Below are 21,185 nucleotides of genomic sequence, written 5' to 3'. Positions count from 1 at the left end.
CGCCCGGGACGCTCGCCGTCAGCCCCCGGTGGCGAAGCCGGGGAACAGGGTCATACCGCCGTCGACATAGAGGGTGGCGCCTACGACGTAGTCGAGCAGGTCGGAGGCGAGCACGCCGACCGCCCGCGCGATGTCCTCCGGTTCGCCCACCCTGCCGTACGGGATGAGCTTCAGCAGGCTCTCCTCGGCGTCGGCGGTGTCCCAGGCGCTGCGGTTGATGGGGGTGCGGATCGCCCCGGGCGCGACCCCGTTGACCCGGATCCTGTGCGGTGCCAGCTCCTGGGCCATGGTTTCCATCATCATCAGTACGCCGCCCTTGGAGGCCGCGTAGTTCACATGGCCCGCCCAGGGGATGATCTGGTGGACCGAGCTCATACAGATGATCTTCCCGGCGGACGACGACACCTCGGGGACCACGCCTCTGCGCAGAAACTCCTTGGCCGCCTCCCGCGCGCACAGGAACTGCCCGGTGAGGTTGACGTCCAGCACCTTCTGCCACTGGGCGAGGGTCATGTCCGTGAGGCGAGCGTCCCGCTGGAGACCGGCATTGGCGACCAGGATGTCGACGGTTCCCAGCTCCTCGACCATCCGGGACACCATGCGGACGACCTGGTCCTCCTGGGAGACGTCGGCCTCGTGGGCGTAGGCGCGTACGCCGAGGGCCTCGATCTCCCGCACCACCTTCTCCGCGGCGTCGGCGTCGGAGACGTAGTTGACGACGACGTCGGCGCCCATCCGGCCCAGACCGATGGCGGTGGCCTTGCCGATCCCCGAGTTGGCACCTGTGACCAGCGCCTTCTGCCCCTTCAGCAGCGAAGGACCGCTGAGATTCCGAGTGTCGTCCACGCTGGTGCCCACGCCTGCCTCCCGTCGGTACTGCCCCGGAACACGGCCGGGACCACCCGGTCCTTCGGCCGGCCACCCCTGACGACATGACGCCGACCATCCATGACCCCATCACTTCGGGCGTCGGTCGGCGCCCCGCGAAACCCGACTTCGCCGCGGCTTCACTCCTTCGGTGTGGCGGAAGGAGGTCCGGCCGAAGGGCGCCTGATCGGCGGGGCGGTGGCCCCGAGCCTCGGCCGGTGCGACTCGCCGCGCGGGGCAACACCTCATGGATCACATTGGGAACATGGATCGCTATCCGCCGATCGCCGATCACGGGCTGGTGGGAGATCTGCAGACCGCCGCCCTGATCTCAGCGCAGGGCGTCGTGGACTGGTTCGCCGCTCCGCGGTTCGACTCACCCAGTGTCTTCGCGTCCCTGCTGGACCACGAGCGCGGGGGCTACTTCCGTTTGGCACCGGTGGGCGGGGACGGCGGGACATGGCGGCAGCTCTACTATCCGGACACCGCCGTGCTGGTGACCCGTTTCATGTCGGCCGACGGCGTGGGCGAGGTGATCGACTGCATGCCCGCCAAGCGTCCCCACCGGGCCGGAGACCGCCACACTCTGGTCCGGGCCGTGCGGACCGTGCGCGGCACGGTCCGCTTCGACCTGGAGTGCCGTCCCCGGTTCGACTACGCGCGGGCCGCTCACACCCTCGAACTGCGGGAGCAGGCGGCCTCCTTCCACTCCCCCGGCATCAGCGCCCATCTGCAGAGCACCTTTCCGCTGCGGCGCGACGGCCAGGACGTCACCGGCACGCTGACCCTGAAGGAGGGTCAGGTCGCGGCCGCGGTCTTCACCGTCTGCGGGCCGGGCGGCCCGGCGCCCCAGCCGCCCACGGCGGAGCAGCTGTCCGGCGAGATCTGGGACACCATCGGCTACTGGCAGGGATGGGTGCGCACCTGCCGCTACCGAGGGCGGTGGCCGGACATGGTGCACCGCTCGGCCATCACGCTGAAACTGCTCACCTACGCCCCCACCGGCGCCCCGATCGCCGCGGCCACCATGGGTCTGCCGGAACGGATCGGCGGGGAGCGCAACTGGGACTACCGCTACACCTGGATCCGGGACGGTTCCCTGTCCGTGCGCGCCCTGCTCGACCTCGGCTTCGTCGAGGAGGCGAACGCCTTCGTCCGCTGGCTGGGAGACCGGCTGCACGACCATGCGGGGCCCGGCGGGGAGCCGCTCCAGATCATGTACCGGGTCGACGGGGACCCCGATCTGCCCGAGGAGATCCTGGAACACCTCGAGGGCTACCAGGGCTCCCGACCGGTCCGGGCCGGAAACGCCGCCGCCGACCAGCTCCAACTGGACATCTACGGCGAGGCCCTGTACGCGATGTCCGAGAGCCGCAAGGTCGGCACGCATGTGGGCTACCACGGCTGGAAGGGACTCAGCCGGACCCTGGACTGGCTCGCCGGCTCCTGGGACCGGCCCGACGAGGGCATCTGGGAAACCCGCGGCGGCCGCAAGGACTTCACCTACAGCCGCGTGATGTGCTGGGCGGCGTTCGACTGCGGTCTGCGGCTGGCCCAGGAATGGCGCCGGCCGGCTGACACCGCGCTGTGGACCGCGGCCCGCGACACCATCTTCGAGCAGGTCATGGAGCGCGGCTGGAGCAAGGAGAAACAGGCACTGGTCCAGCACTACGACGGTGAGGTCCTGGACGCCTCGCTTCTGTTGCTCCCCCGGGTGGGCTTCCTCGCGCCCCTGAGCCCCGGCTGGCTGAACACCCTGGACGCCATCGACCGCAAACTGGTCTCCGACAGCCTGGTCTACCGCTACGACCCGGCCGCCTCCCCGGACGGGCTGCGCGGTGCGGAAGGCACCTTCAGCCTCTGTACCTTCCTCTACGTCGATGCCCTGGCCCGCTCGGGCCAACTGGGCAAGGCCCGCTACACCTTCGAGAAGATGCAGACCTACGCCAACCACGTCGGCCTGTTCGCCGAGAAAATAGGCCCGGGCGGGGAGCAGTTGGGCAACTTCCCCCAGGCCTTCACCCATCTCTCGCTCGTCATGGCCGCCTCCTCCCTCGACGACGCCCTCGACGAGGCCGCCGAGCGGCCCATGGCCCCGCCGGAAGACGAGGGAGCGCCCCCATGGCGCATCACTCCGGCATGAGCGATCCGCTCGGCTTGATCCGGTCGCGGGCCCCGGGGCCCCGAAACCCGCATGCGCCGCCGCGCGCGGCCGTGGAATCATGCGGCGGTGATCCACCGTCTCGAACCGCTGGTCGTCCGGCACACCCACCGCCTTCCCACTCCCACGGGGCCCACGGGGCCCATGGGGAAGGGCGACGTCGCAGCGCGGCAGTTCGACGCCGCGCTGATGTCCGTGGGCTTCAAACTCTCGGCGGACCTGCTGGCACACCTGTCGGCCCTGTCCGAGAACACGGTCGTCGACATCGCCGTGCGCACCCTGGGCACCGTCCGGGAGATGGTCGGGGACCATGTGCGGCACAACGTCTACTTCATCGACTTTCCGGCCAACGTGCCCGACACCTTCGACTTCTGGATGGGGTGCATCGCCGACGCGCTCGCCGACGACACCTCACGCGATCGCACAAAGGCCCAGCTGGACAGCGGTGTGGTGGATCTGCTCACCCTCCCGTCCTACGGCAACTACCGTCACACCTACGCCGAGGTGCTCGCCGCCCACGACGAGCTGATCGCGGCCGCGGGCGACCGTATGACGGTGCTGTGGCGAGGCGGCGACCTGGCGGACGAGATCACCGCCCTGTACCTGGCGCTGGCCGGCAGCCCCACACCGCTCGGCGACGCCGAGCTGGACGACCTGCGGATGCTCGCCGAGCACTGCGTGCGGGGCCCCCAGCCCGGGGCGATACCCGTCCGGGAGACCCGCGCCGTCGTCAACCAGGCCCGCCTGAAGGTGGGTGCGGATCTCCTTCTGGACACCGTCACCGATGTGCTCCGGCTGGCCTGCGCGCTGTCGGGCGGTGATGTGACCCTGCAGGCACCGACTCGGTTTCGCGCACTGTCCCGCCCCGTCCGGCGCGCCCTGATCGCGGGCCTCGACACCGTCGCCGCCGCGGCCCCGGCCAAGCTCGCCGACGTCGCCGCGCACCGCGAGGCCTGGAAGCGCCTCGGTGAGCGCCTCCATCCGCACGAGTACCCGGACCGGCCGCATGCCGCCGAGGTGTTCGCCGTCGCCCGCGGTGAGCGGACCGCGCGGTCCTTCGACAGTCGGGTCGAGGAACTGCTCGACGCCGGCGACGTCACCGCGGCGGCGGAGTTGCTCAAGTCCGCGCCCGGCAGGCTGTTCCGCGCCCTGGACCGTCTGCTGCGCACGGCATCCACCCGGGCCGAGCGCGACGCCGTCGTGGCCGCCGCCGAGCAGGTCGCCCCGCTGGTCTCCGGCCGGGTGGTGCTGTCGGTCCGTGAGCACCTGCACAACCGCGCCGCGGAGGCCGGCAAGAGCCGGGTCTTCGTCAACCGCCACGGCCGCGCCTGGGTCACTCCCGACACCCGGCCGACCGTGCGAGCGCCGGAGCGCACACGTCTGGTCACCGCTCTCGACGCCGAGATACGCCGACGTCTCCCGGCCCCCGGCCATCTGGTGGTGGACCCCCAAGTCCTCGACGTCGCGCTTCCGCTCAGCGGCAGGGCGACCGCGCCCGGCCTCGGCGTCCTGCCCCGCGGCTCCCGCTGCCCGGTCGACGGCGAACTGCTGCGCTTCTTCGTCTACTGGAAGCAGACGTCGCGCAGCACCGACTACGACCTGTCGGCGCTGACGCTGGACGCCGACTACGCCACCCTGTCCTGGCTGTCGTACACCAACCTCACCGATGTCGAGGGGGAGCACTCGGGCGACATCACCGATGCCCGCGACGGCGCCTCGGAGTTCATCAACCTGCGGCTGGGGGCCGTGCGCGGCACCTTCGTCGTGCCGCAGGTCAACATCTACTCGGGTGAGGGCTTCGAGGAGACTGAGGAGTCGTTCTTCGGCTTCATGCTGCGCGACGCCGAACAGCGGGGCCGCCCGTTCGAGCCGCGCACCGTGCGCATGAAGTCGGAGCTGCGCGGGCCGGGCCGCGTCGCGCTGCCGCTGGCGTTCCACCGCGGCCGTGACGGGCGGTGGCGCGCCAGGTGGCTTCACCTCTACCTCAAGGGCCATCCGTCGGCCAACCGGGTGGAGGAGAACCGGGTGTCGGTCGCGACACTGGTGCGCGGCATCGTGGAGCACGATCCGCTGACGGTCCGGTACCTCGCCGACCTGATGGCCGAGGGCGGCACAAGGGTGACGTCCTGGGACGGCGGGACGGTCCCGGACGGTCCCGTCACCTACATCGGCCTGGAACGGCCCGAGGGACTGCCCCCTGGCTCCCGGATCATCACCCCCGGAAATCTCCGCGACCTGATCCCGGACTGACTGCTAGTGTCGATCCTGGCGAGGCCATGAAGGGGCTTCCTTCTCATTCCTCTCTGAATCCAGTCCCTTCGCTCTCCTCGCCCTAGACGTTCGCACATCCGTCCCGGTGCCTCAGGCGGCCACGGCGCTGCCGTGCCCGCTTCCGTCGCGGTGGATCGGCGTGCCCGAGCCGGTCAGCGGGACGCCGGTGCCTCCCCGCCGGGCCGCCACGATCTCCGCCGCTATCGACAGGGCGGTCTCCTCGGGCGTGCGCGCACCGAGATCGAGGCCGATCGGCGACCTCAGCCGGGCCAGCTCCCGCCCGCTCACGCCTGCTTCACGCAGCCGCCCGGTCCGGTCCTCGTGAGTGCGGCGCGAACCCATGGCGCCGACGTACGCGACCGGCATCCGCAACGCCGCCTTCAGCAGCGGTACGTCGAACTTGGGATCGTGGGTGAGCACGCACAGCACCGTGCGTCCGTCGGTCGTGGTGCGCTGCAGATAGCGGTGCGGCCAGTCGACCACGATGTCGTCGGCCTCCGGGAAGCGTGCCCGTGTGGCGAAGACGGGGCGGGCGTCGCACACGGTCACGTGGTAGCCGAGGAACCTGCCCACCCGCACGAGCGCCGCGGCGAAGTCGATCGCGCCGAAGACGATCATGCGGGGCCGGGGCACGCTCGACTCGACGAACAGGGTGAGACCTCCGGGGCAGTGCGATCCGTCCTCCGAGAGGTCGACCGTGCCGGTTCGGCCGGCGTCCAGCAGGGCCCGGGCCTCGGCCGCCGCAGTCCGGTCCAGCTCCGGGTGGCCCCCGAGACCGCCTTCGCGGGATCCGTCGGAACGGACCAGCAGGGTCCCGCCGAGGAGTTCGGCCGGGCCCCGGACGATCCGGGCGACGGCCACCGGCTCGTCCCGTACGGCGGCCGAGAGCGCCGAGCGGAACACCGCGGCGGCCGGCGATCGCGCGTCGATCGGGGTGACCAGGACGTCGAGGACACCGCCGCAGGTCAGTCCGACGGCGAAGGCGTCCTCGTCGCTGTAGCCGAACCGTTCCAGGACGGTGTCGCCGTCGCTCAGCGCCTGGCGGCACAGCTCGTACACCGCTGCCTCGACACAGCCGCCGGAGACCGAGCCGATGGCCGTTCCGTCGCTGTCGACGGCGAGGGCGGCGCCGGGGTCGCGCGGCGCGCTGCCGCCGACGGCCACCACGGTGGCCACGGCGAAGGACCGGCCCTCCTCGGCCCAGCGGTTCAGCTCCTCGGCGAGGTCAAGCATGCGCCGCTCCGGTACCGGCCGACAGGACGCGGTCGGGCCGGATCGGCAGGCTCCGGTGGCGGACGCCGGTCGCGTGCCAGACCGCGTTGGCGATCGCCGCCGCGGCGCCGACGATACCGATCTCGCCGATGCCCTTGATCCCGACCGGGTCGTCCGGGTCCGGGTCGTCGATCCAGTCCGCCTCGATGAGCGGCACGTCCGCGTGCGTGGCGACGTGATAGCCCGCGAGGTCGGCACCCACGTGACCGCCCGAGGCCGGGTCCCGGACCGCCTCCTCGTGCAGGGCCATGGAGATGCCCCAGATCATGCCCCCGAGGAACTGGCTGCGCGCGGTGAGCGGGTTGACCACGCGGCCTGCCGCGAAGATCCCGAGCATGCGCCGCACCCGTACCTCGCCGGTGGTGACGTCCACCGCGACCTCGGCGAACTGCGCCCCGAAGGAGTGCCGTTCCTTTTTCGCGAGGGCGCCGATGGCCTCGGTGGTGTCCGACCGTACCGTGATCCCCGCCGGGGGGATGTCCGCCCCGAGGGCGAGTCGTTCCCGCAGTTCGTCGGCCGCGATCGTGACGGCCCAGGACCAGGAGCGGGTGCCCATCGAACCGCCGGCGATCATCGCCGGTCCGAAGTCGCTGTCACCGATCCGCACCCGCACACGGTCCGGCGCCACGCCGAGCGCATCGGCGGCGACCAGGGTGAGCGCGGTGCGCGCGCCCGTTCCGATGTCCGAGGCGGCGATGCGCACGGTGAAGGTGCCGTCCGGCTCGGCCGTGAGGCCCGCCGTGGACGGTCCGGCGCCCGCCGGGAAGGAGGCGGCCGCGGTGCCGGTGCCGAGCAGCCAGCGCCCGTCACGCCGCAGCCCGGGGCGCGGATCACGGTCCGCCCATCCGAACCGGCGGGCGCCCTCGCGGAAGCAGGTGAGCAGATTGCGGCTGCTGAACGGCAGTCCGGACACGGGACCGCGCTCGGGCTCGTTACGTGCGCGCAGCTCGATCGGGTCGATCCCGCACTTCTCGGCGAGTTCGTCGAGCGCCGCCTCCAGCGCGAACGACCCCGGTGCCTCGCCCGGCGCCCGCATCCAGGTCGGGGTCGGCACGTCGAGCCGTACGACCCGGTTGGCCGTGTGATGGGCGTCGGCGTCGTACATCACCCGCGCCGGTGCGGCGCCCGGCTCGACGAATTCGCGCACGGTCGAGGTGATGTTCAGGCAGCGGTGTTCCAGCGCGCGCAGCCGCCCCTGGGCGTCGGCGCCGAGCCGGACCCGCTGCGTCGTGGGGCTGCGGTAGCCCGCCAGGGAGAACATCTGGCGGCGGGTCATGACCACCCGGACCGGGCGTTGGAGGACGGTCGCGGCCATCACGGCTGCCACCTGGTGGGCGCGGATGCCCTTGCTGCCGAAGCCTCCGCCGACGTGCTCGGACCGCACCCGCACCGAGGCCGGGTCCAGCGAGAACAGTTTCGCGAGGTCGCCCGCGACCCAGGTGGTGCCCTGGTTGGAGTCGACGACTTCCAGTCGGCCACCGTCCCAATGGGCCGTCGCCGCGTGGGGCTCCATCGGGTTGTGGTGCTCTTCGGGGGTGGTGTACTCGGCGTCCACGACGACGGTGGAGGTGGCGAGCGCGGACTCCAGGTCGCCCTTCTCGGCCACCGCCGGCATATGACCGTCCACCGGGTAGGCGTCCGGACGTCCGGCGGAGAAGGCGACGTCGTGCGGTTCCTGCTCGTAGTGCACCACGAGTGCTTCGGCGGCTTCCCTGGCCTGCTCGGACGTCTCGGCGACGACCAGCGCGACCGGCCAGCCCCGGTGCGGCACCCGGTCGTGCTGGAAGAGGGCCGCGGACGGATCCGGCGGGACTCCGAGCAGACCGACGTAGTCGCTGTCGAGGCGAGGGGCGTTCTCGTGGTGCAGGACGGTGAGGACGCCCGGCATGCCGAGGACGGGGGCGGTCTCGACCGAGCGGACGCGGCCGCGGGTGACGGTGGACAGCGCCAGCCAGCCGTGGGCGAGTCCGGCGAAGGGGATCTCCCCCGCGTAGCGGGCCGCTCCGGTGACCTTGTCCCTGCCCTCCACCCGGGTGTGCGCCGTACCGACGGAGCCCCGCGCCGTCGTGGTGCCGTTCGTGGTGCCGGTCGTGGTGGTGGTCATCGGGCGGCCTCCTCGGCGAGTTCGGTCAGCACGGCCACCACGAGATTGCGCATCAGCGTCACCTTGTATCCGTTGTGGGGCAGCGGCCTGGCCGCCGCCAGTTCGGCGTCCGCGGCGGCGGCGAACGTCCCGGCGTCGGCCGGTGACCCGGTCAGCACCCGCTCGGCGGCCCGGGCCCGCCACGGCCGTGACGCGACCGCTCCGAGGGCCAGACGCGCCTCGTGCACCACGCCGTCGCGAACGTCGAGCGCGGCGGCAAGGGAACCGATCGCGAACGCGTACGAGGCGCGCTCCCGCACCTTGCGGTAACGGGAGCGGGTGGCGACCGGGGCAGGCGGCAGCGTGACGCCGGTGATCAGCGCGCCCGCCGGCAGGGCCGTCTCCCGGTGCGGGGTGTCGCCCACGGGCAGATAGAACTCGGTGAGCGGCACCTGCCCCGGCCCGTCCGTGGTCTCGTACGAGACCACGGCGTCGAAGGCCGTCAGCGCCACGCCCATGTCCGAGGGATGGACGGCCACGCAGTGGTCGGAGGCCCCCAGGACGGCGTGGTTGTGGTGTTCGCCCTGGAGGGCGGGGCAACCGCTGCCGGGACGCCGCTTGTTGCAGGGGCCGGTCACGTCGGTGAAGTAGCCGCAGCGGGTGCGCTGGAGCAGGTTGCCGCCGAGCGTGGCCATGTTGCGCAGCTGCCCGGAGGCGCCGGCCAGCACCGCCTGCGCGAGCGCCGGGTAGCGGCGGCGGACTTCGGGGTGGGCCGCGAGGTCGCTGTTGGTGACGGTCGCGCCGATGCGGAGGCCGCCGTCCGGCGTCGACTCGACCCGGTCCAGCGGGAGTTCACGCACGTCGACGAGGCGGGCGGGCCGCTCGACCCCGGTCTTCATCAGGTCGACGAGGTTGGTGCCGCCGGCGAGGAAACGCGCGTCCGGATCGGCGCCGAGCAGTGCGACCGCACCGGCGACGTCGGACGCCCTCTGATAGCCGAACTCCCTCATGCGACCGCCTCCGCGGCCTCGCCGGTCTCCGCCTGGACCGCGGCTGCCCGGGCGACGGCCTGGACGATCGACACATAGGCGCCGCACCGGCACAGGTTGCCGCTCATCCGTTCCCGGATCTCGTCGGCCGTCAGGGGCGCTGGGCCCGCTTCGGGGCCTACGTCGTCGGTGACGGCGCTGGGCCAGCCCGCAGCGTGTTCCTCGATCACCGCGATGGCCGAGCAGATCTGCCCCGGCGTGCAGTAGCCGCACTGGTAGCCGTCGAAGTCGAGGAACGCCTGCTGGACCGGGTGCAGCCGCTCACCGTCGGCGACCCCTTCGATGGTGGTGATCTCGCGTCCCTCGGCCGCCACCGCGAGGTGCAGACAGGAGACTGCCCGGCGCCCGTCGAGCAGGACGGTGCACGCACCGCACTGCCCCTGGTCACAGCCCTTCTTGGTACCGGTGAGATCGAGGCGCTCGCGCAGGGCGTCGAGCAGGGTGGTGCGGTGGTCGACGGTCAGCGTGTACTTCTCGCCGTTGACGTTCAAGGTGACGGCGCTGTGCGTCGGCGAGGGGGCTGGGGCCATGATCAGCCTTCTTTCGCATATCCGGTACCCGGAACGCGTTCGAGGGAGGGGCGGTCCGGCAGGCAGACGATTCAGGAGACGGGGAGATGGCGCTTGTACGGGGCGGTGCTCTTCGGGAACATGCGCGAGGCACGTCAGGAGTTCCGGCGGCGACGGCCTGGGCCGGTGGCGCCGACCGTCTCCGCCGCTATGGTGGAGTCAACCGGACAGCTGTCCGCTCCATGGAGAAACGTAACGGACAGCTGTCCGCTTAGCAAGACCGGGTTCGGCCAGAGCCTGGGAGGAGGACGAGTGCAGCAGAAGAAGGACACGCCTCAGCGCTCGGACGCGCAACGCAATCGCGAACGCATCCTGGACGTGGCACTGGCCGAGCTGACTCACTCCGCGGAGGTCCCGCTGAGCGTGATAGCCAAGAAGGCGGGCGTCGGGCAGGGTACGTTCTACCGCAACTTCCCCAGCCGTGAAGCGCTCGTTCTCGAGCTCTACCGCTATGAGATGCAACAAGTGGCCGACAGCGCGGCCCGGTTGCTCGAGAGCCGGGAGCCGGACCGGGCCCTGCGCGAGTGGATGGACCGCCTCGCCGAGTTCGCCATGGCGAAGGCCGGACTGGCGGACGCGATCCGCCAGGCCACCAGCGCCCCGGGGGGCCTGGCGAAACCGGGGCACGCCCCGGTCACCGCCGCGGCCGAGCTCCTGCTCCGCGCCAACGAGGAGGCGGGCACGATCCGCCCGGGCGTCACCGCGGACGACTTCCTCCTGGCCATCGCCGGCCTCTGGCAGATCGACCCCAGCGGGGACTGGCAGCCACGGGTCACCCGGCTCCTGGACCTCGTCATGGACGGCCTGCGCGCGGGAGCGCCGGGCAGGTGAGCGCCACCGCGGTTCGGGGAGCGCGAGGCGAGCCGCTTGCGGCGGTGATCCCGGCACAGGCGAGCGGCTCTGTCGACACGGTCGGAGCCGGCGGACGGTAATTGCGTCGACAACGCCCGTGCGCGCCCGGCAGAGTGGGCCCGCGTGACGAGCAGTGAGCTGTGGACCCAGGCGAACGCAGAGCGCTACGACGCCGAGGAGACCGAGATGTCCTCGGCTGCCGTTCTGGAACCGACTCTCGCCTTCCTCGCCGAACTCGCCGGAGACGGTCGGGCACTGGAGTTCGCCATCGGAACCGGACGGGTCGGCGTCCCGCTCCGGGAGCGCGGCGTGCCGGTGGTGGGCATCGAACTGTCCGAGCACATGGCGGCGGTCCTGCGGCGCAAGATGGACGAGCGCACGCTCCCGGTCGCCATCGGGGACATGGCCACGACCGTCGTCCCCGGCGAGTTCACCCTGGTCTATCTCGTGTACAACACCATCTCGAACCTGCTCACCCAGGACGAGCAGGTCGAGTGCTTCCGCAACGCCGCACGTCACCTGACGCCCGGCGGGCGATTCGTCATCGAGCTGGGCGTGCCGCCGCTGCGGCTTCTGCCGCCCGGCCAGGCCGCGGTGCCGTTCGACGTCTCCGAGCGGCATCTCGGCTTCGACACCTTCGACCTGGTCGAGCAGATTCTTGTCTCCCACCACCTCACCCGCGACGGCGACGACGGCAACTACCGCCGCGACAACTCCCGGCACCGGTACGCGTGGCCGGCGGAACTCGACCTGATGGCACGGATCGCAGGGCTCGAGCTGGAGCGGCGCGTCGCGGACTGGGACGGGGCGCCGTTCACCCAGGACTCCACGAAGCACATCTCCGTGTGGCGCAAGCCGGCCTGAGGCCGTCCCACCACCGTGCCGTCCGCGTGAACCGGCGCTGCCGGCTGCCCGCCCACGGGTCTGCCTCCTCTCGGCTCAGAGGCTGCCGGTGACGCGGAGCGCGTCGCCGGTGTCCAGGCCGACACGGGAGGCCAGGGCGAGGGCGTCGTCGAAGGTGACGTCCCCTCCCGCCAGACGGACGGCGGCCAGGCCGGGCGGGACGCTGCCGTGGTCGAGCAGCGTGGCCCACTGCTGCCGGGCAAGAGCGAGATAGCGCAAGTTCGCCAGGCCGGCCAGGGCGGTCAGATCGGGGATTTCGGCGCCGGACAGGTCGAGTCCGTGCAAGTTGGGGGCGGTACGCAGTGGGGTGAGGTCGACCGGCGCGGTGGCGTTCAGGTCGAGGGAGGCAAGGTGCCGGTGGCCTGCGAGCGGAGTGAGGGCACCGCCGTCGAGGGTGACACGGAGGGACTCGACGGGCAGATCGCGCACAGGCGTCAGGTCGGCCGTTGTGGAGCGGTTGAGGTGCAGGCGGCGGAGGCCGGGCGCGGCGGTGAGCGGGCTGAGGTCGACGATGCCGGTGGCGTCGTTGATATGGATGGCCTGAAGGGTGGGCGGAACCTCGTCGGGGATGCCGCCGATGATCTGCCGGGTGCCGACGTCGCAGGCACCTCGCAGGGAGATGTAGTCGTCGTACTTCTCGTAGGAGCCCTGCTCCAGCAGGTCCAAGTGCCGCTGGAGCAGCGAGGTGATGGAGTCGGCGACGTACACGGGGCCGTCGTCGTAGTCGCGGCCCGTGGCGATGACCTGGCCCGGTCGTCCGTCGCGGGCCGGGTCCATGTCGACGGCGAGGTAGTTGCCGTCCTCGCTGGTGGCGAAGCGGATCCATCCCGGGTGGCCCCCGCAGCGGCGGACGGTGTCGCCGGGGGTGGTGTCGAAGACCACGGCGTCCCATTCCAGGTCCCAGCCGAACCAGGGACGGTCCTGCCACTCGCGCCGGTCGGTGTACTCGGCGACCAGGCTCTCCAGTGACAGCCATGCGTTGTTCTCGATCAGGCAGCGGTGCCGGTATCCGATACCGTCGCCGTCGGCGATCAGGTACAGCGCCCGCAGGTCGGCGGGCAGCGGGCGCCCGATGCGGCGTTCGGCCTCGTCGAGCGCGGCCACGGTGACGGGCGTCGGCAGTTCCTCGGCGTGTCCGAGGATGGCGGCGCGCCGCTCGAGGTAGGCGCGAAACCTCGTCGCGGCCAGCTCCGGGTCGCCGGCGGGGGCCGCGGTGCCCGCCTGCTGACGCAGGCCTGGCTGCGGCAAGCGGTAGTCGGGGTCCAGGACGACCTCGTACCCGCCGCCGTGTCCGGTCACGCGGCCCACGGCGTCCCTGAAGGTGACGAGCCGGTATTCGCCGGAGGGACGGCAGTCGATCTCCCAGCTGACGGGGTCCCAGCCGCGCTCCTCCCGTATCACCTCCGCAAGCCGCATCAGTCGGGAGTGCATCTCGGGCAGCCGCATGGGCGCGCGCGTCCCCGGGACGGTGTAGCCGCCTGTCATTCCGCTTCCGCCACCGCCCGCGCGCCCCGAGATCACGGCCCGTGCCCATCCCTTCGGCGCGTGCGTGACGATCTGCTCGGCCATGCCGCGGGCGGTCTGCTCGATCATGTGCTGCTGCTCCCGTTCCCTCGATGTGCCGGCCATCCTGGCAGGGACCACTGACAACGGCCGCCGGACCAGCTGTCCGGCGCACAGCTGTCGCACCTCTGGGGATCACTCCATCCGTTCCATCAGCCCCCACCCGTCCCACAGCCACTTCCCAGCGACGGCATGAGCACCATGCGCAGGGCAGACAGCCGTCAACCGATCCCGCTGTTCGCCAACAGCCGCAGCAGGTCGTCCGCTACTGTCCGCCGCAGCTCGTGGCTGACGTCCTCATCAGGGCGCCTGATGCGCCTCGAACTTGAGCGGGGTCAGTTCTGGGCGGTGGGCCGGATGACGATCTCGTTCACGTCGACGGTTGCAGGCTGTTCGATGGCGAACGCGGTGGCTCGGGCGATCGCCTCCGGCGGGATCGCGATCCGGTTCCGCATCTCCACTATCTGCGCTCGGACCTGCGGATTCGTCGATGCCTCGGCAAAGTCGGTCCCTACTGCGCCGGGCGAGACGGTGGTCACCCGCAGGGAATCACCGGCCTCCTGGCGCAAGCCTTCACAGATGGCGCGGACCGCGAACTTCGTACCGGCGTAGACCGCCATGGTCGGCACGATGCGAAATGCGGCCGTGGAGGCGATGGTGATGAAGTGGCCCGCGCCCTGGGCCCGGAAGACCGGCAACGCCGCGCCGATTCCGTGCAGCACACCCTTCACGTTGACGTCGATCATCTGGTCCCACTCGTCGACCCGCAGATCGTCCAGAGGCGAGATCGTGCCGACTCCCGCGTTGCTGACCAGCACGTCGAGCCGGCCGAATCGCTCGCCGGCCAGTGCGACCAGGGCGTGCAGGTCGTCTCGTCGCGTCACGTCCGTACGGGTCTGCGCGGCCGTGCCACCCGACTTCTCGATCCGCGCCACCAGTTCCGCGAGGCGCTCGGACCGGCGCGCACCCAGGACGAGCCGCGCGCCTCGCTCGGCGAGCAGCAGCGCGGTCGCCTCGCCGATGCCGCTGCTGGCTCCCGTGATCGCCACGACCTTGCCGTCGATTCCCGACACGATGTCCGCCTCTTCCGTCCGAAATACCGGTAGCCGGTGACCTGCAGAGGTCATCGGTGAGAGCTGCGCCTCCCTCGTGGGATCCAGTCTGTGAGGTCTTTAGCCTGGTATCCAGACCGTGTTCATTCTGGAACCAGGGGTGCCATCCACCGTGCAGACGCAGCCGAATCAGCGCAGTGAGCTGGGCGCCTTCCTTCGCAGCCGCCGAGAGCGAATCACCCCTGACCAGGTCGGGCTGCCACACACCGGCCGACGGCGGACCCCGGGCCTGCGCCGGGAAGAACTCGCGCTGCTCGCCGGGATCAGCGCCACCTGGTACACCTACCTCGAGCAGGGCCGGGACATCCGCGCCTCGGACCAGGTGCTCAACGCCCTCGCCTCGGCGCTGCAGTTCGACCGGTACGAGCGCGGTCATCTCTTTCAGCTCGCCGGTCACGCGCCCACGGCCGAAACCGAAGAACCCGAGCCGCTCGCCGCCGAGGTGGCAGCCGTCCCGCTCCTGCTCCAGCCGCACCCGGCATACATCATCGGCGGCAACTACGACGTGCTCAGCTGCAACCGGGCGGCTGACGAGCTGTTCCCGCACCTCACCGCGGCGGCGGACCGGCCGGCGAACTTCGCCCGCTGGGTGTTCCTCGAACCTGCCGCCCGGACCGTCCTGGTCGACTGGGAGCTCGAGGCACGCGGCCTGCTCGCCCGGCTGAGGACACTGGCCGGACGCCACCCGGGCGACACCCGGTACACCCGGCTGATCGACGAGCTGAACGCGGGCAGCCCCGAAGTGCGTGCCTGGTGGCCGCAGTACGACGTGCAGCCCCGGCACGGCGGACGCAAACGGCTACGGAGCCCTGGACGCGGGGTGATCGATTTCGCCTACACCGCCTTCCACCTAGCCGAACAGCCAGACCAGACTCTGGTGATCTACTCCGAGAAACGGGAATCGGCTGATTGAGCTCCGCCCCCGGATCAGTACGCCCGAGGCCATCGAGTGGGACCTCCAGCCGGGCGACGTCATCGGGCCTGATCCGACTTGTCCAGACTGCGCAGGCGGCTTTCATCTGGCCACAGGGCAACGGCTACAAGTGCTCCGATGCTCAGCTACTGCCGCACCGATAACCCCCTACTCCAGTAGTGGGGTGCGTAGCGGGCAACGCAGCCTGATAGACGGCGAAAAAATGATGTGAGCCCCGGTGCACGTCGAAGGTGACAACGGGGCTCAACGGACTACGGTGGCGCACGCGTGGCTCGTGGACCTGCCATCAGCGCCTCCGCTCAAGCCAGCGGAGGATCCGGAAGGCCAAGAGCCGGGCGTCACGCCGACGTTCGCGGTCACGTGACCAGACGGCTGGCAGGAAGATCCCCGTGACCGCGACAAGCAGGACCACGGAGACAACTACCCCCACGTATGGGATGGCTGCGATCGCAAGCGAGGCGGTACCTCTGCTCAACTCGACCGGCAGCCACCGGCTCACGGGTTAGCCGTGTTCGCCATATACACATGATCCTTTCTGTTCGCGATTGCGCCCAATTTCATTCACGGTCGCATGCACTCTTTCCAATCCTGACTCGACTTGAACTCGTGAACGTGTCCGCAACCTGTGCCATAGGCACCCCCTCGGGCTGGAAGGCTGGGTACAGTCCCCCTCGCGGCCGTCCGGGGACCTCCCTCTTGTACGGAAGACCTCAGTTGGGCGGCAGCCTCCGAGGGGCTCACAGCGGCATATGGGGTGTCACCGTCGAGAGTCACATGGCGAACGAGACCCTCTTATGCGGCCACTGTGAGCGGCCCTCTCGCGCGAAGTGTCGCATGCCGGAAAGTCGTTGGTAGCGAACGAACCCATACGAGAAGGAAGGTTGTCGTTTTTGACGTCAGCCAGTCGAATCTTGAGCTAAAAAGCGAGCCTAGTGAACGGTGCGTTCTGAGGCGCTCTTGTGAGGGATGGTTGAGCGCGACAACCGATGACGTGAGGCGTAAGCTCCTTCGCGATCGGCACCAGCACGCACCCGCCCGCACTTGGGCACCGCTCCCCCGCGTCGGCGCACCGGGCCGGAGGTAGGCAAGAACGGGCACGGGTCGCGCCTCCTGCGCAGCCTTCTTCGGGTACCAGCCAGAAGCAGCCGGCGTGAAAGGCTCGCGCTATGCGGCGTCTTGCTGCATCCTTTCAGCGTCTACACGAAGTTGAGACGTCGACTACCGCTCCCTCGTCCACCGGGTCCCGGACTGCAGTGGGCAGTGCTGGACAACCAACGCGCAGGTCAGCATCACCGAGTCAAGGTCATGCGGGTCTTGATCGCGTTCGGGACGAAAGCGTCGTCGGAGCTGAAGCACACTGCGATTCGCCCAGTCCATGGCGCAACGGCGCCGGCAAGCATCATGCTGAGCCTGGTTACTTGCTCCACAACCTCGGAGGGGGAAGGCCGGCTATGGAGTGGTGGGCCGCGTGCTTATGGGGGCTCACGGGGTCCTCAGCAGTCGAGGCGCTCGACCTCTATCGGGCGATCCAACGCGTTAAGGGCTACCCCTGGAGGATGCCTGATGAGATACCCCTCGGCCCATACCTTGTCGCGATCATCATCCGAAACGCCCTGGGTGCCGGGTTAGCTGCAGGGTTTGGAAGCTCAGGTCAGATCGCAGGACCGCTCGGCGCAATTGCAGTCGGTATCGCGGCACCGAAGATTGTGGAACAGCTCCTGCGCCAGGGCATGGCTCATCCAAACGTACATTCTGTACCGTCCCGCATCCCGAATGCGGGTTCCATGCCTCCCAGCGCGTCAGCCGTGGCAGAGCCGACCTCGTCTGCTGCCCTCGTCGAGCGGCAGGAGCCCGCGGTCGAAGGAGAGGCCGGTGTCATCTAAGTCCTTCGTTGAGCAGGTGCGTGCCTCAATCGCTCGTGATTCGGACGCCTTTCGCCCAGCCACGCTGCCAGTGCGCGGGCAGAGCTTTGTGAGGCAGGTGATCGCGGCTCTGGCCCAGATGCCGACCGTTGCCCTCCCTACTGCACCGAATCGCACAGATCTCCATCGACTCCCTCCGCCCCGGGAGAACATCCCGCCAGTAACAGACACCACAGGTCGTGCCGCCGGCAGCACCCAAGAGGCCACCACACAATCGGCCAGCGGAGCCACCGGTATCGGTGACACGGAGGACGCCCGCCTCTGGCTGCAACGCGCAGCCGACGCCGGAGACACCGTTGCGATGTTCAATCTCGGGGTTCTCCTGGCTGAACGGGGCGACACCGAGGGCGCACACGCCTATTGGCAGCACGCAGCCGACGCCGGACACACCGGAGCCATGTCCAACCTCGGCGTCCTCCTTGAAGAGCTGGGTGACACCGAGGGGGCACGCACCTGGTACCAACGCGCAGCCGACACCGGACACACCGGAGCCATGTCCAACCTCGGCGTCCTTCTCTATGAGCAGGGCGACCCGGCGGCCGCACGCGCCTACTGGCAACGCGCAGCCGACGCCGGACACACCGGAGCCATGTTCAACCTCGGCGTCCTTCTCTATGAGCAGGGCGACCCCGGGGCCGCACGCGCCTACTGGCAACAGGCAGCCGATGCCGGAGACTCAGACGCCATGTCGGACCTTGGAGTCCTCCTGGCTGAGCAGGGCGACATCGAGGGCGCACGCACCTGGTACCAACGCGCAGCCGACGCCGGACACACTGCCGCCATGTTCAACCTTGGTGTCCTCCTGGATGAGCAGGGCGACATCGAAGGGGCACGCATCTGGTACACACACGCAGCAGGCGCCGGACACACTGCCGCCATGTTCAACCTGGGAGTTCTCCTGGTTGAGCAGGGCGACACCGAGACCGCACGAATCTGGTACCGGCGCGCGGCGGTTGCCGGGCACACCGGAGCCATGTCCAATCTCGGCATTCTCCTACGCCAGCAGCGTGATACCGAGTACGCCTCTGCCGTGGTCGAGTGGCGTACCTCGGGGGACCGTCCCTGACGAGCTCGTGCACGTTGGCGGTGAGGCGTCGAGCCCTTGATCGTTGTCATGGTTGTGTGGTTAGCCGTGGGTGCCGGTTGGAAGCACCGGCTGTGTTCATCGACCGGTTGCCGGCCACCCTCGTCATCTCCGTCACGGGGCCACCCACGACGTGCCGGCCTGCCGGCTCGGTGTGGACCGCTCCACCATCAACCGGGCCATCGGCGAGGTGCGGCCCCTGCTCGCCGAGCGGGGGTGGACCATCAGCCCCGACGTGCGGCTGCGGACCCTGGCCGAGGTCATCGACCGTCTGGGCGCGACCGGAAAGACCGGGTAGCGGGCAACCTGTCAAGGATCGCCCGCTGCCCCACGTGCTGACGTCGGTCAGCCTCTCCGCTGGAAGGCCGGCCGTCCAGCACACAGCTGTCGGCCGAGGATCGCAACTCCTCGGGCCCGTCAGTGCGCAGGCCGCAAGGTGGCGGCCCGAAGAGCGCGACGGCTACTGGCGCGGCCGTTCGAAGGTGAGCAGCAGGCCCTCGACCGCGCCAGGCCCGATGCGGCCCTTGACGTCGGCCGACGTTATCGCCTTCAGCCCCCAACCGTCCTCGGCATGCTTGTTGAGAACCTTCTCCAGCTTGTCGGAGTCCAGGGCATCGCCGATCAGCGACTCCCGGAAAGTGACGACCTTGTACTCGTACGTGTAGGGCTGGCTCATGACTGCGGGGCTCTCCTGCGGGGTGGGTGCTGCGGTTGCCGGGACCAGTCAATCACCGTTCGACGCTGAACGGGCCGCGAGGTTCCACGGTTGGGGCAGCTTCGCGGTGGCGATGCGGGAGAGCAGGTGGAGCATGAACGACATCGTCCCGGAACTGGTGGTCACGGGCGGCTCACGCACGAGCCAAGCGATACTCGGTGCGGCCGGAATTCGACGCTACAGCCCGCTCACGAGCATCAGCCCAGGAAGCTCAGCCGCACCTTACGGTGGGGATTGTCCCGGTTCGTGTCCACCAGGCACACCGACTGCCAGGTTCCGAGCTCGAGCCGGCCGCCGACGACCGGGAGGGTCGCGTGGGGCGGGACGAAGGCCGGCACGACATGGTCACGGCCGTGGCCGGGGCTGCCGTGGCGGTGCTGCCAGCGGTCATCGGCCGGGAGCAGCGTATGGAGTGCGGCCAGGAGGTCGTCGTCGCTGCCGGAGCCGGTCTCGATGATCGCGACGCCTGCGGTGGCGTGCGGCACGAAGACGTTCAGAAGACCGTCGCGGCCCGCTGCCGCCTCACGCAGGAAGGCCTCGCAGTGCCGGGTGAGATCGACGACCGTCTCACCGGAACCGGAGGCGATGTTCAGGACGCGGGTGCTGAAGGCATCGGACATGTCTTCATCCTCACCCATGCCACCGGGTCCACACCTTGCCGAGCGCCCGGGAAGATCTCCACCCCCGGCGCGGTTGGTAGAACCGTGAACAACATCGAGGTGCAAGAACTCGACGTGGTCGTCATAGGCGCCGGTCAGGCCGGACTGTCCAGCGCCTATCACCTGCGGCGCACCGGTTTCGAGCCGGAACGCGACTTCGTCGTGCTCGACCACGCTCCCGGGCCGGGCGGCGCCTGGCAGTTCCGCTGGCCCTCGCTGACGTTCGCGAAGGTCCACGGGATGCACGCGCTGCCGGGCATGGAGCTGACGGGCGCGGATCCGGCGCGGCCGTCGTCCGAGGTCGTCAGCGAGTACTTCGACCGCTATGAACACGCCTTCGACCTGCGTGTACGGCGGCCGGTCGACGTCCGGGCCGTGCGCGAGGGCACGGGCGGGCGGCTGCTGGTCGAGACATCGGCCGGGGCCTGGGCGCCGCGGGCGCTGATCAACGCGACGGGGACCTGGGATCGCCCCTTCTGGCCCCGCTGTCCCGGGCAGGAGACCTTCCTGGGGCGGCAGTTGCACACGGCCCAGTACCCCGGTCCACAGGAGTTCGCCGGACGACGGGTGGTCGTCGTCGGTGGGGGCGCGTCCGGTACCCAGCATCTGATGGAGATCGCCCCCTATGCCGCCGCGACCACCTGGGTGACCCGGCGTGCTCCGGTGTTCCGGGAGGGTCCGTTCACCGAGGACGTGGGGCGGGCGGCCGTCGCGCTCGTGGAGGAGCGGGTGCGGCAGGGGCTGCCGCCGCGGAGTGTGGTGTCGGTCACCGGGCTGCCCCTCAACGACGCCGTCCGGCAGGCGATCGCGGACGGGGTCCTGGACCGCCAGCCGATGTTCGACCGGATCGTGCCGGACGGGGTGGAGTGGGACGACGGGCGGCATGTGGACGCCGATGTGATCCTGTGGGCGACCGGCTTCCGGGCGGCGATCGACCATCTCGCCCCGCTGCGGCTGCGTGAGCCGGGTGGCGGCATCCGGGTGGAGGGCACCCGCGCGGTCTCCGACCCGCGGATCCACCTGGTCGGTTACGGGCCGTCGGCCAGCACGATCGGCGCCAACCGGGCGGGACGCGCGGCCGTACGGGACATCAGGCGGCTGCTGGCGGGTGAAGCGGCCGCCGTGGCCTGAGGGAGCGGTGGTGGCGGTGTCACCGCCGGGCACCTGAC

The 21,185-nt window shown here is 70.3% G+C and carries 17 protein-coding genes and 1 pseudogene; 8 read left to right on the top strand and 10 right to left on the bottom strand.

The window, feature by feature from the left end; genetic code table 11:
- Positions 1-18: 18 nt before the first annotated feature.
- Positions 19-813, bottom strand: a complete 795-nt coding sequence (locus LZ604_RS13105; RefSeq protein ID WP_267971340.1) for an SDR family oxidoreductase — start codon at positions 811-813, stop codon at positions 19-21.
- Between the two features lie 319 nt (positions 814-1,132).
- Between LZ604_RS13105 and LZ604_RS13100 the strand changes: the two genes are divergently transcribed.
- Complete coding sequence (locus tag LZ604_RS13100; protein WP_234515232.1) at positions 1,133-3,010, top strand: glycoside hydrolase family 15 protein; 1,878 nt, start codon at positions 1,133-1,135, stop codon at positions 3,008-3,010.
- 87 nt (positions 3,011-3,097) lie between these two features.
- Complete coding sequence (locus LZ604_RS13095; RefSeq protein ID WP_234515231.1) at positions 3,098-5,278, top strand: TerD family protein; 2,181 nt, start codon at positions 3,098-3,100, stop codon at positions 5,276-5,278.
- A 111-nt stretch (positions 5,279-5,389) separates the two neighbouring features.
- On the opposite strand, the gene LZ604_RS13090 is transcribed toward LZ604_RS13095, so the two are convergent.
- From LZ604_RS13090 to LZ604_RS13075, 4 genes are read right to left on the bottom strand one after another with little or no spacing between them, the layout of a single operon-like run.
- Positions 5,390-6,532 (bottom strand): XdhC family protein, encoded by a 1,143-nt coding sequence (locus tag LZ604_RS13090; RefSeq protein WP_234515230.1) that lies wholly within the window; start codon positions 6,530-6,532, stop codon positions 5,390-5,392.
- Positions 6,525-8,675 (bottom strand): xanthine dehydrogenase family protein molybdopterin-binding subunit, encoded by a 2,151-nt coding sequence (locus LZ604_RS13085; protein ID WP_234515229.1) that lies wholly within the window; start codon positions 8,673-8,675, stop codon positions 6,525-6,527. The genes LZ604_RS13090 and LZ604_RS13085 overlap by 8 nt, the downstream gene beginning before the upstream one ends.
- Positions 8,672-9,664: an FAD binding domain-containing protein gene (locus LZ604_RS13080; RefSeq protein ID WP_234515228.1), complete on the bottom strand. Its 993-nt coding sequence runs from the start codon at positions 9,662-9,664 to the stop codon at positions 8,672-8,674. Before LZ604_RS13080 ends, LZ604_RS13085 begins: the two co-directional genes overlap by 4 nt.
- Positions 9,661-10,233 (bottom strand): 2Fe-2S iron-sulfur cluster-binding protein, encoded by a 573-nt coding sequence (locus LZ604_RS13075; RefSeq protein WP_234515227.1) that lies wholly within the window; start codon positions 10,231-10,233, stop codon positions 9,661-9,663. The genes LZ604_RS13080 and LZ604_RS13075 overlap by 4 nt, the downstream gene beginning before the upstream one ends.
- A gap of 291 nt (positions 10,234-10,524) precedes the next feature.
- Here LZ604_RS13075 and LZ604_RS13070 point away from each other — a divergent pair, with 291 nt between their 5' ends.
- A complete protein-coding gene (locus LZ604_RS13070) occupies positions 10,525-11,103 on the top strand; it encodes a TetR/AcrR family transcriptional regulator (protein ID WP_234515226.1) in 579 nt (192 codons plus the stop codon).
- Positions 11,104-11,247: 144 nt separating this feature from the next.
- Positions 11,248-11,988 (top strand): class I SAM-dependent DNA methyltransferase, encoded by a 741-nt coding sequence (locus LZ604_RS13065; protein WP_234515225.1) that lies wholly within the window; start codon positions 11,248-11,250, stop codon positions 11,986-11,988.
- 75 nt (positions 11,989-12,063) lie between these two features.
- Here LZ604_RS13065 and LZ604_RS13060 read toward each other — a convergent pair whose 3' ends face one another.
- A complete protein-coding gene (locus LZ604_RS13060; protein ID WP_234515224.1) occupies positions 12,064-13,656 on the bottom strand; it encodes an SMI1/KNR4 family protein in 1,593 nt (530 codons plus the stop codon).
- Between the two features lie 269 nt (positions 13,657-13,925).
- Positions 13,926-14,663: an SDR family oxidoreductase gene (locus LZ604_RS13055; protein WP_234515479.1), complete on the bottom strand. Its 738-nt coding sequence runs from the start codon at positions 14,661-14,663 to the stop codon at positions 13,926-13,928.
- A gap of 151 nt (positions 14,664-14,814) precedes the next feature.
- On the opposite strand from LZ604_RS13055, the gene LZ604_RS13050 reads away from it, so the two are divergent.
- Complete coding sequence (locus LZ604_RS13050; protein ID WP_234515223.1) at positions 14,815-15,615, top strand: helix-turn-helix transcriptional regulator; 801 nt, start codon at positions 14,815-14,817, stop codon at positions 15,613-15,615.
- Between the two features lie 1,012 nt (positions 15,616-16,627).
- Here the strand turns inward: LZ604_RS13050 and LZ604_RS36225 are convergent.
- A pseudogene (locus tag LZ604_RS36225) lies at positions 16,628-16,791 on the bottom strand (LacI family transcriptional regulator); the annotation flags it as partial.
- A gap of 717 nt (positions 16,792-17,508) precedes the next feature.
- On the opposite strand from LZ604_RS36225, the gene LZ604_RS13045 reads away from it, so the two are divergent.
- Both LZ604_RS13045 and LZ604_RS36220 read left to right on the top strand, forming a co-directional pair.
- A complete protein-coding gene (locus LZ604_RS13045; protein WP_234515222.1) occupies positions 17,509-18,624 on the top strand; it encodes a tetratricopeptide repeat protein in 1,116 nt (371 codons plus the stop codon).
- 172 nt (positions 18,625-18,796) lie between these two features.
- Positions 18,797-18,940: a hypothetical protein gene (locus tag LZ604_RS36220; protein ID WP_372482132.1), complete on the top strand. Its 144-nt coding sequence runs from the start codon at positions 18,797-18,799 to the stop codon at positions 18,938-18,940.
- 162 nt (positions 18,941-19,102) lie between these two features.
- On the opposite strand, the gene LZ604_RS13035 is transcribed toward LZ604_RS36220, so the two are convergent.
- On the bottom strand, positions 19,103-19,318 hold the full coding sequence (locus LZ604_RS13035) for a DUF4177 domain-containing protein (RefSeq protein ID WP_234515221.1): 216 nt from the start codon (positions 19,316-19,318) through the stop codon (positions 19,103-19,105).
- A 236-nt stretch (positions 19,319-19,554) separates the two neighbouring features.
- Positions 19,555-19,977 (bottom strand): secondary thiamine-phosphate synthase enzyme YjbQ, encoded by a 423-nt coding sequence (locus LZ604_RS13030; RefSeq protein ID WP_234515220.1) that lies wholly within the window; start codon positions 19,975-19,977, stop codon positions 19,555-19,557.
- An 84-nt stretch (positions 19,978-20,061) separates the two neighbouring features.
- Here LZ604_RS13030 and LZ604_RS13025 point away from each other — a divergent pair, with 84 nt between their 5' ends.
- Positions 20,062-21,147 (top strand): NAD(P)-binding domain-containing protein, encoded by a 1,086-nt coding sequence (locus tag LZ604_RS13025; protein WP_234515219.1) that lies wholly within the window; start codon positions 20,062-20,064, stop codon positions 21,145-21,147.
- The last annotated feature ends 38 nt before the right edge of the window (positions 21,148-21,185 follow it).

This window comes from Streptomyces glomeratus (assembly GCF_021462825.1).
In the GTDB taxonomy this organism is placed as follows: domain Bacteria; phylum Actinomycetota; class Actinomycetes; order Streptomycetales; family Streptomycetaceae; genus Streptomyces; species Streptomyces glomeratus.
The sequence above is the reverse complement of the archived record's forward strand: the minus strand, read 5'-3'. Positions and strand labels throughout refer to the sequence as shown.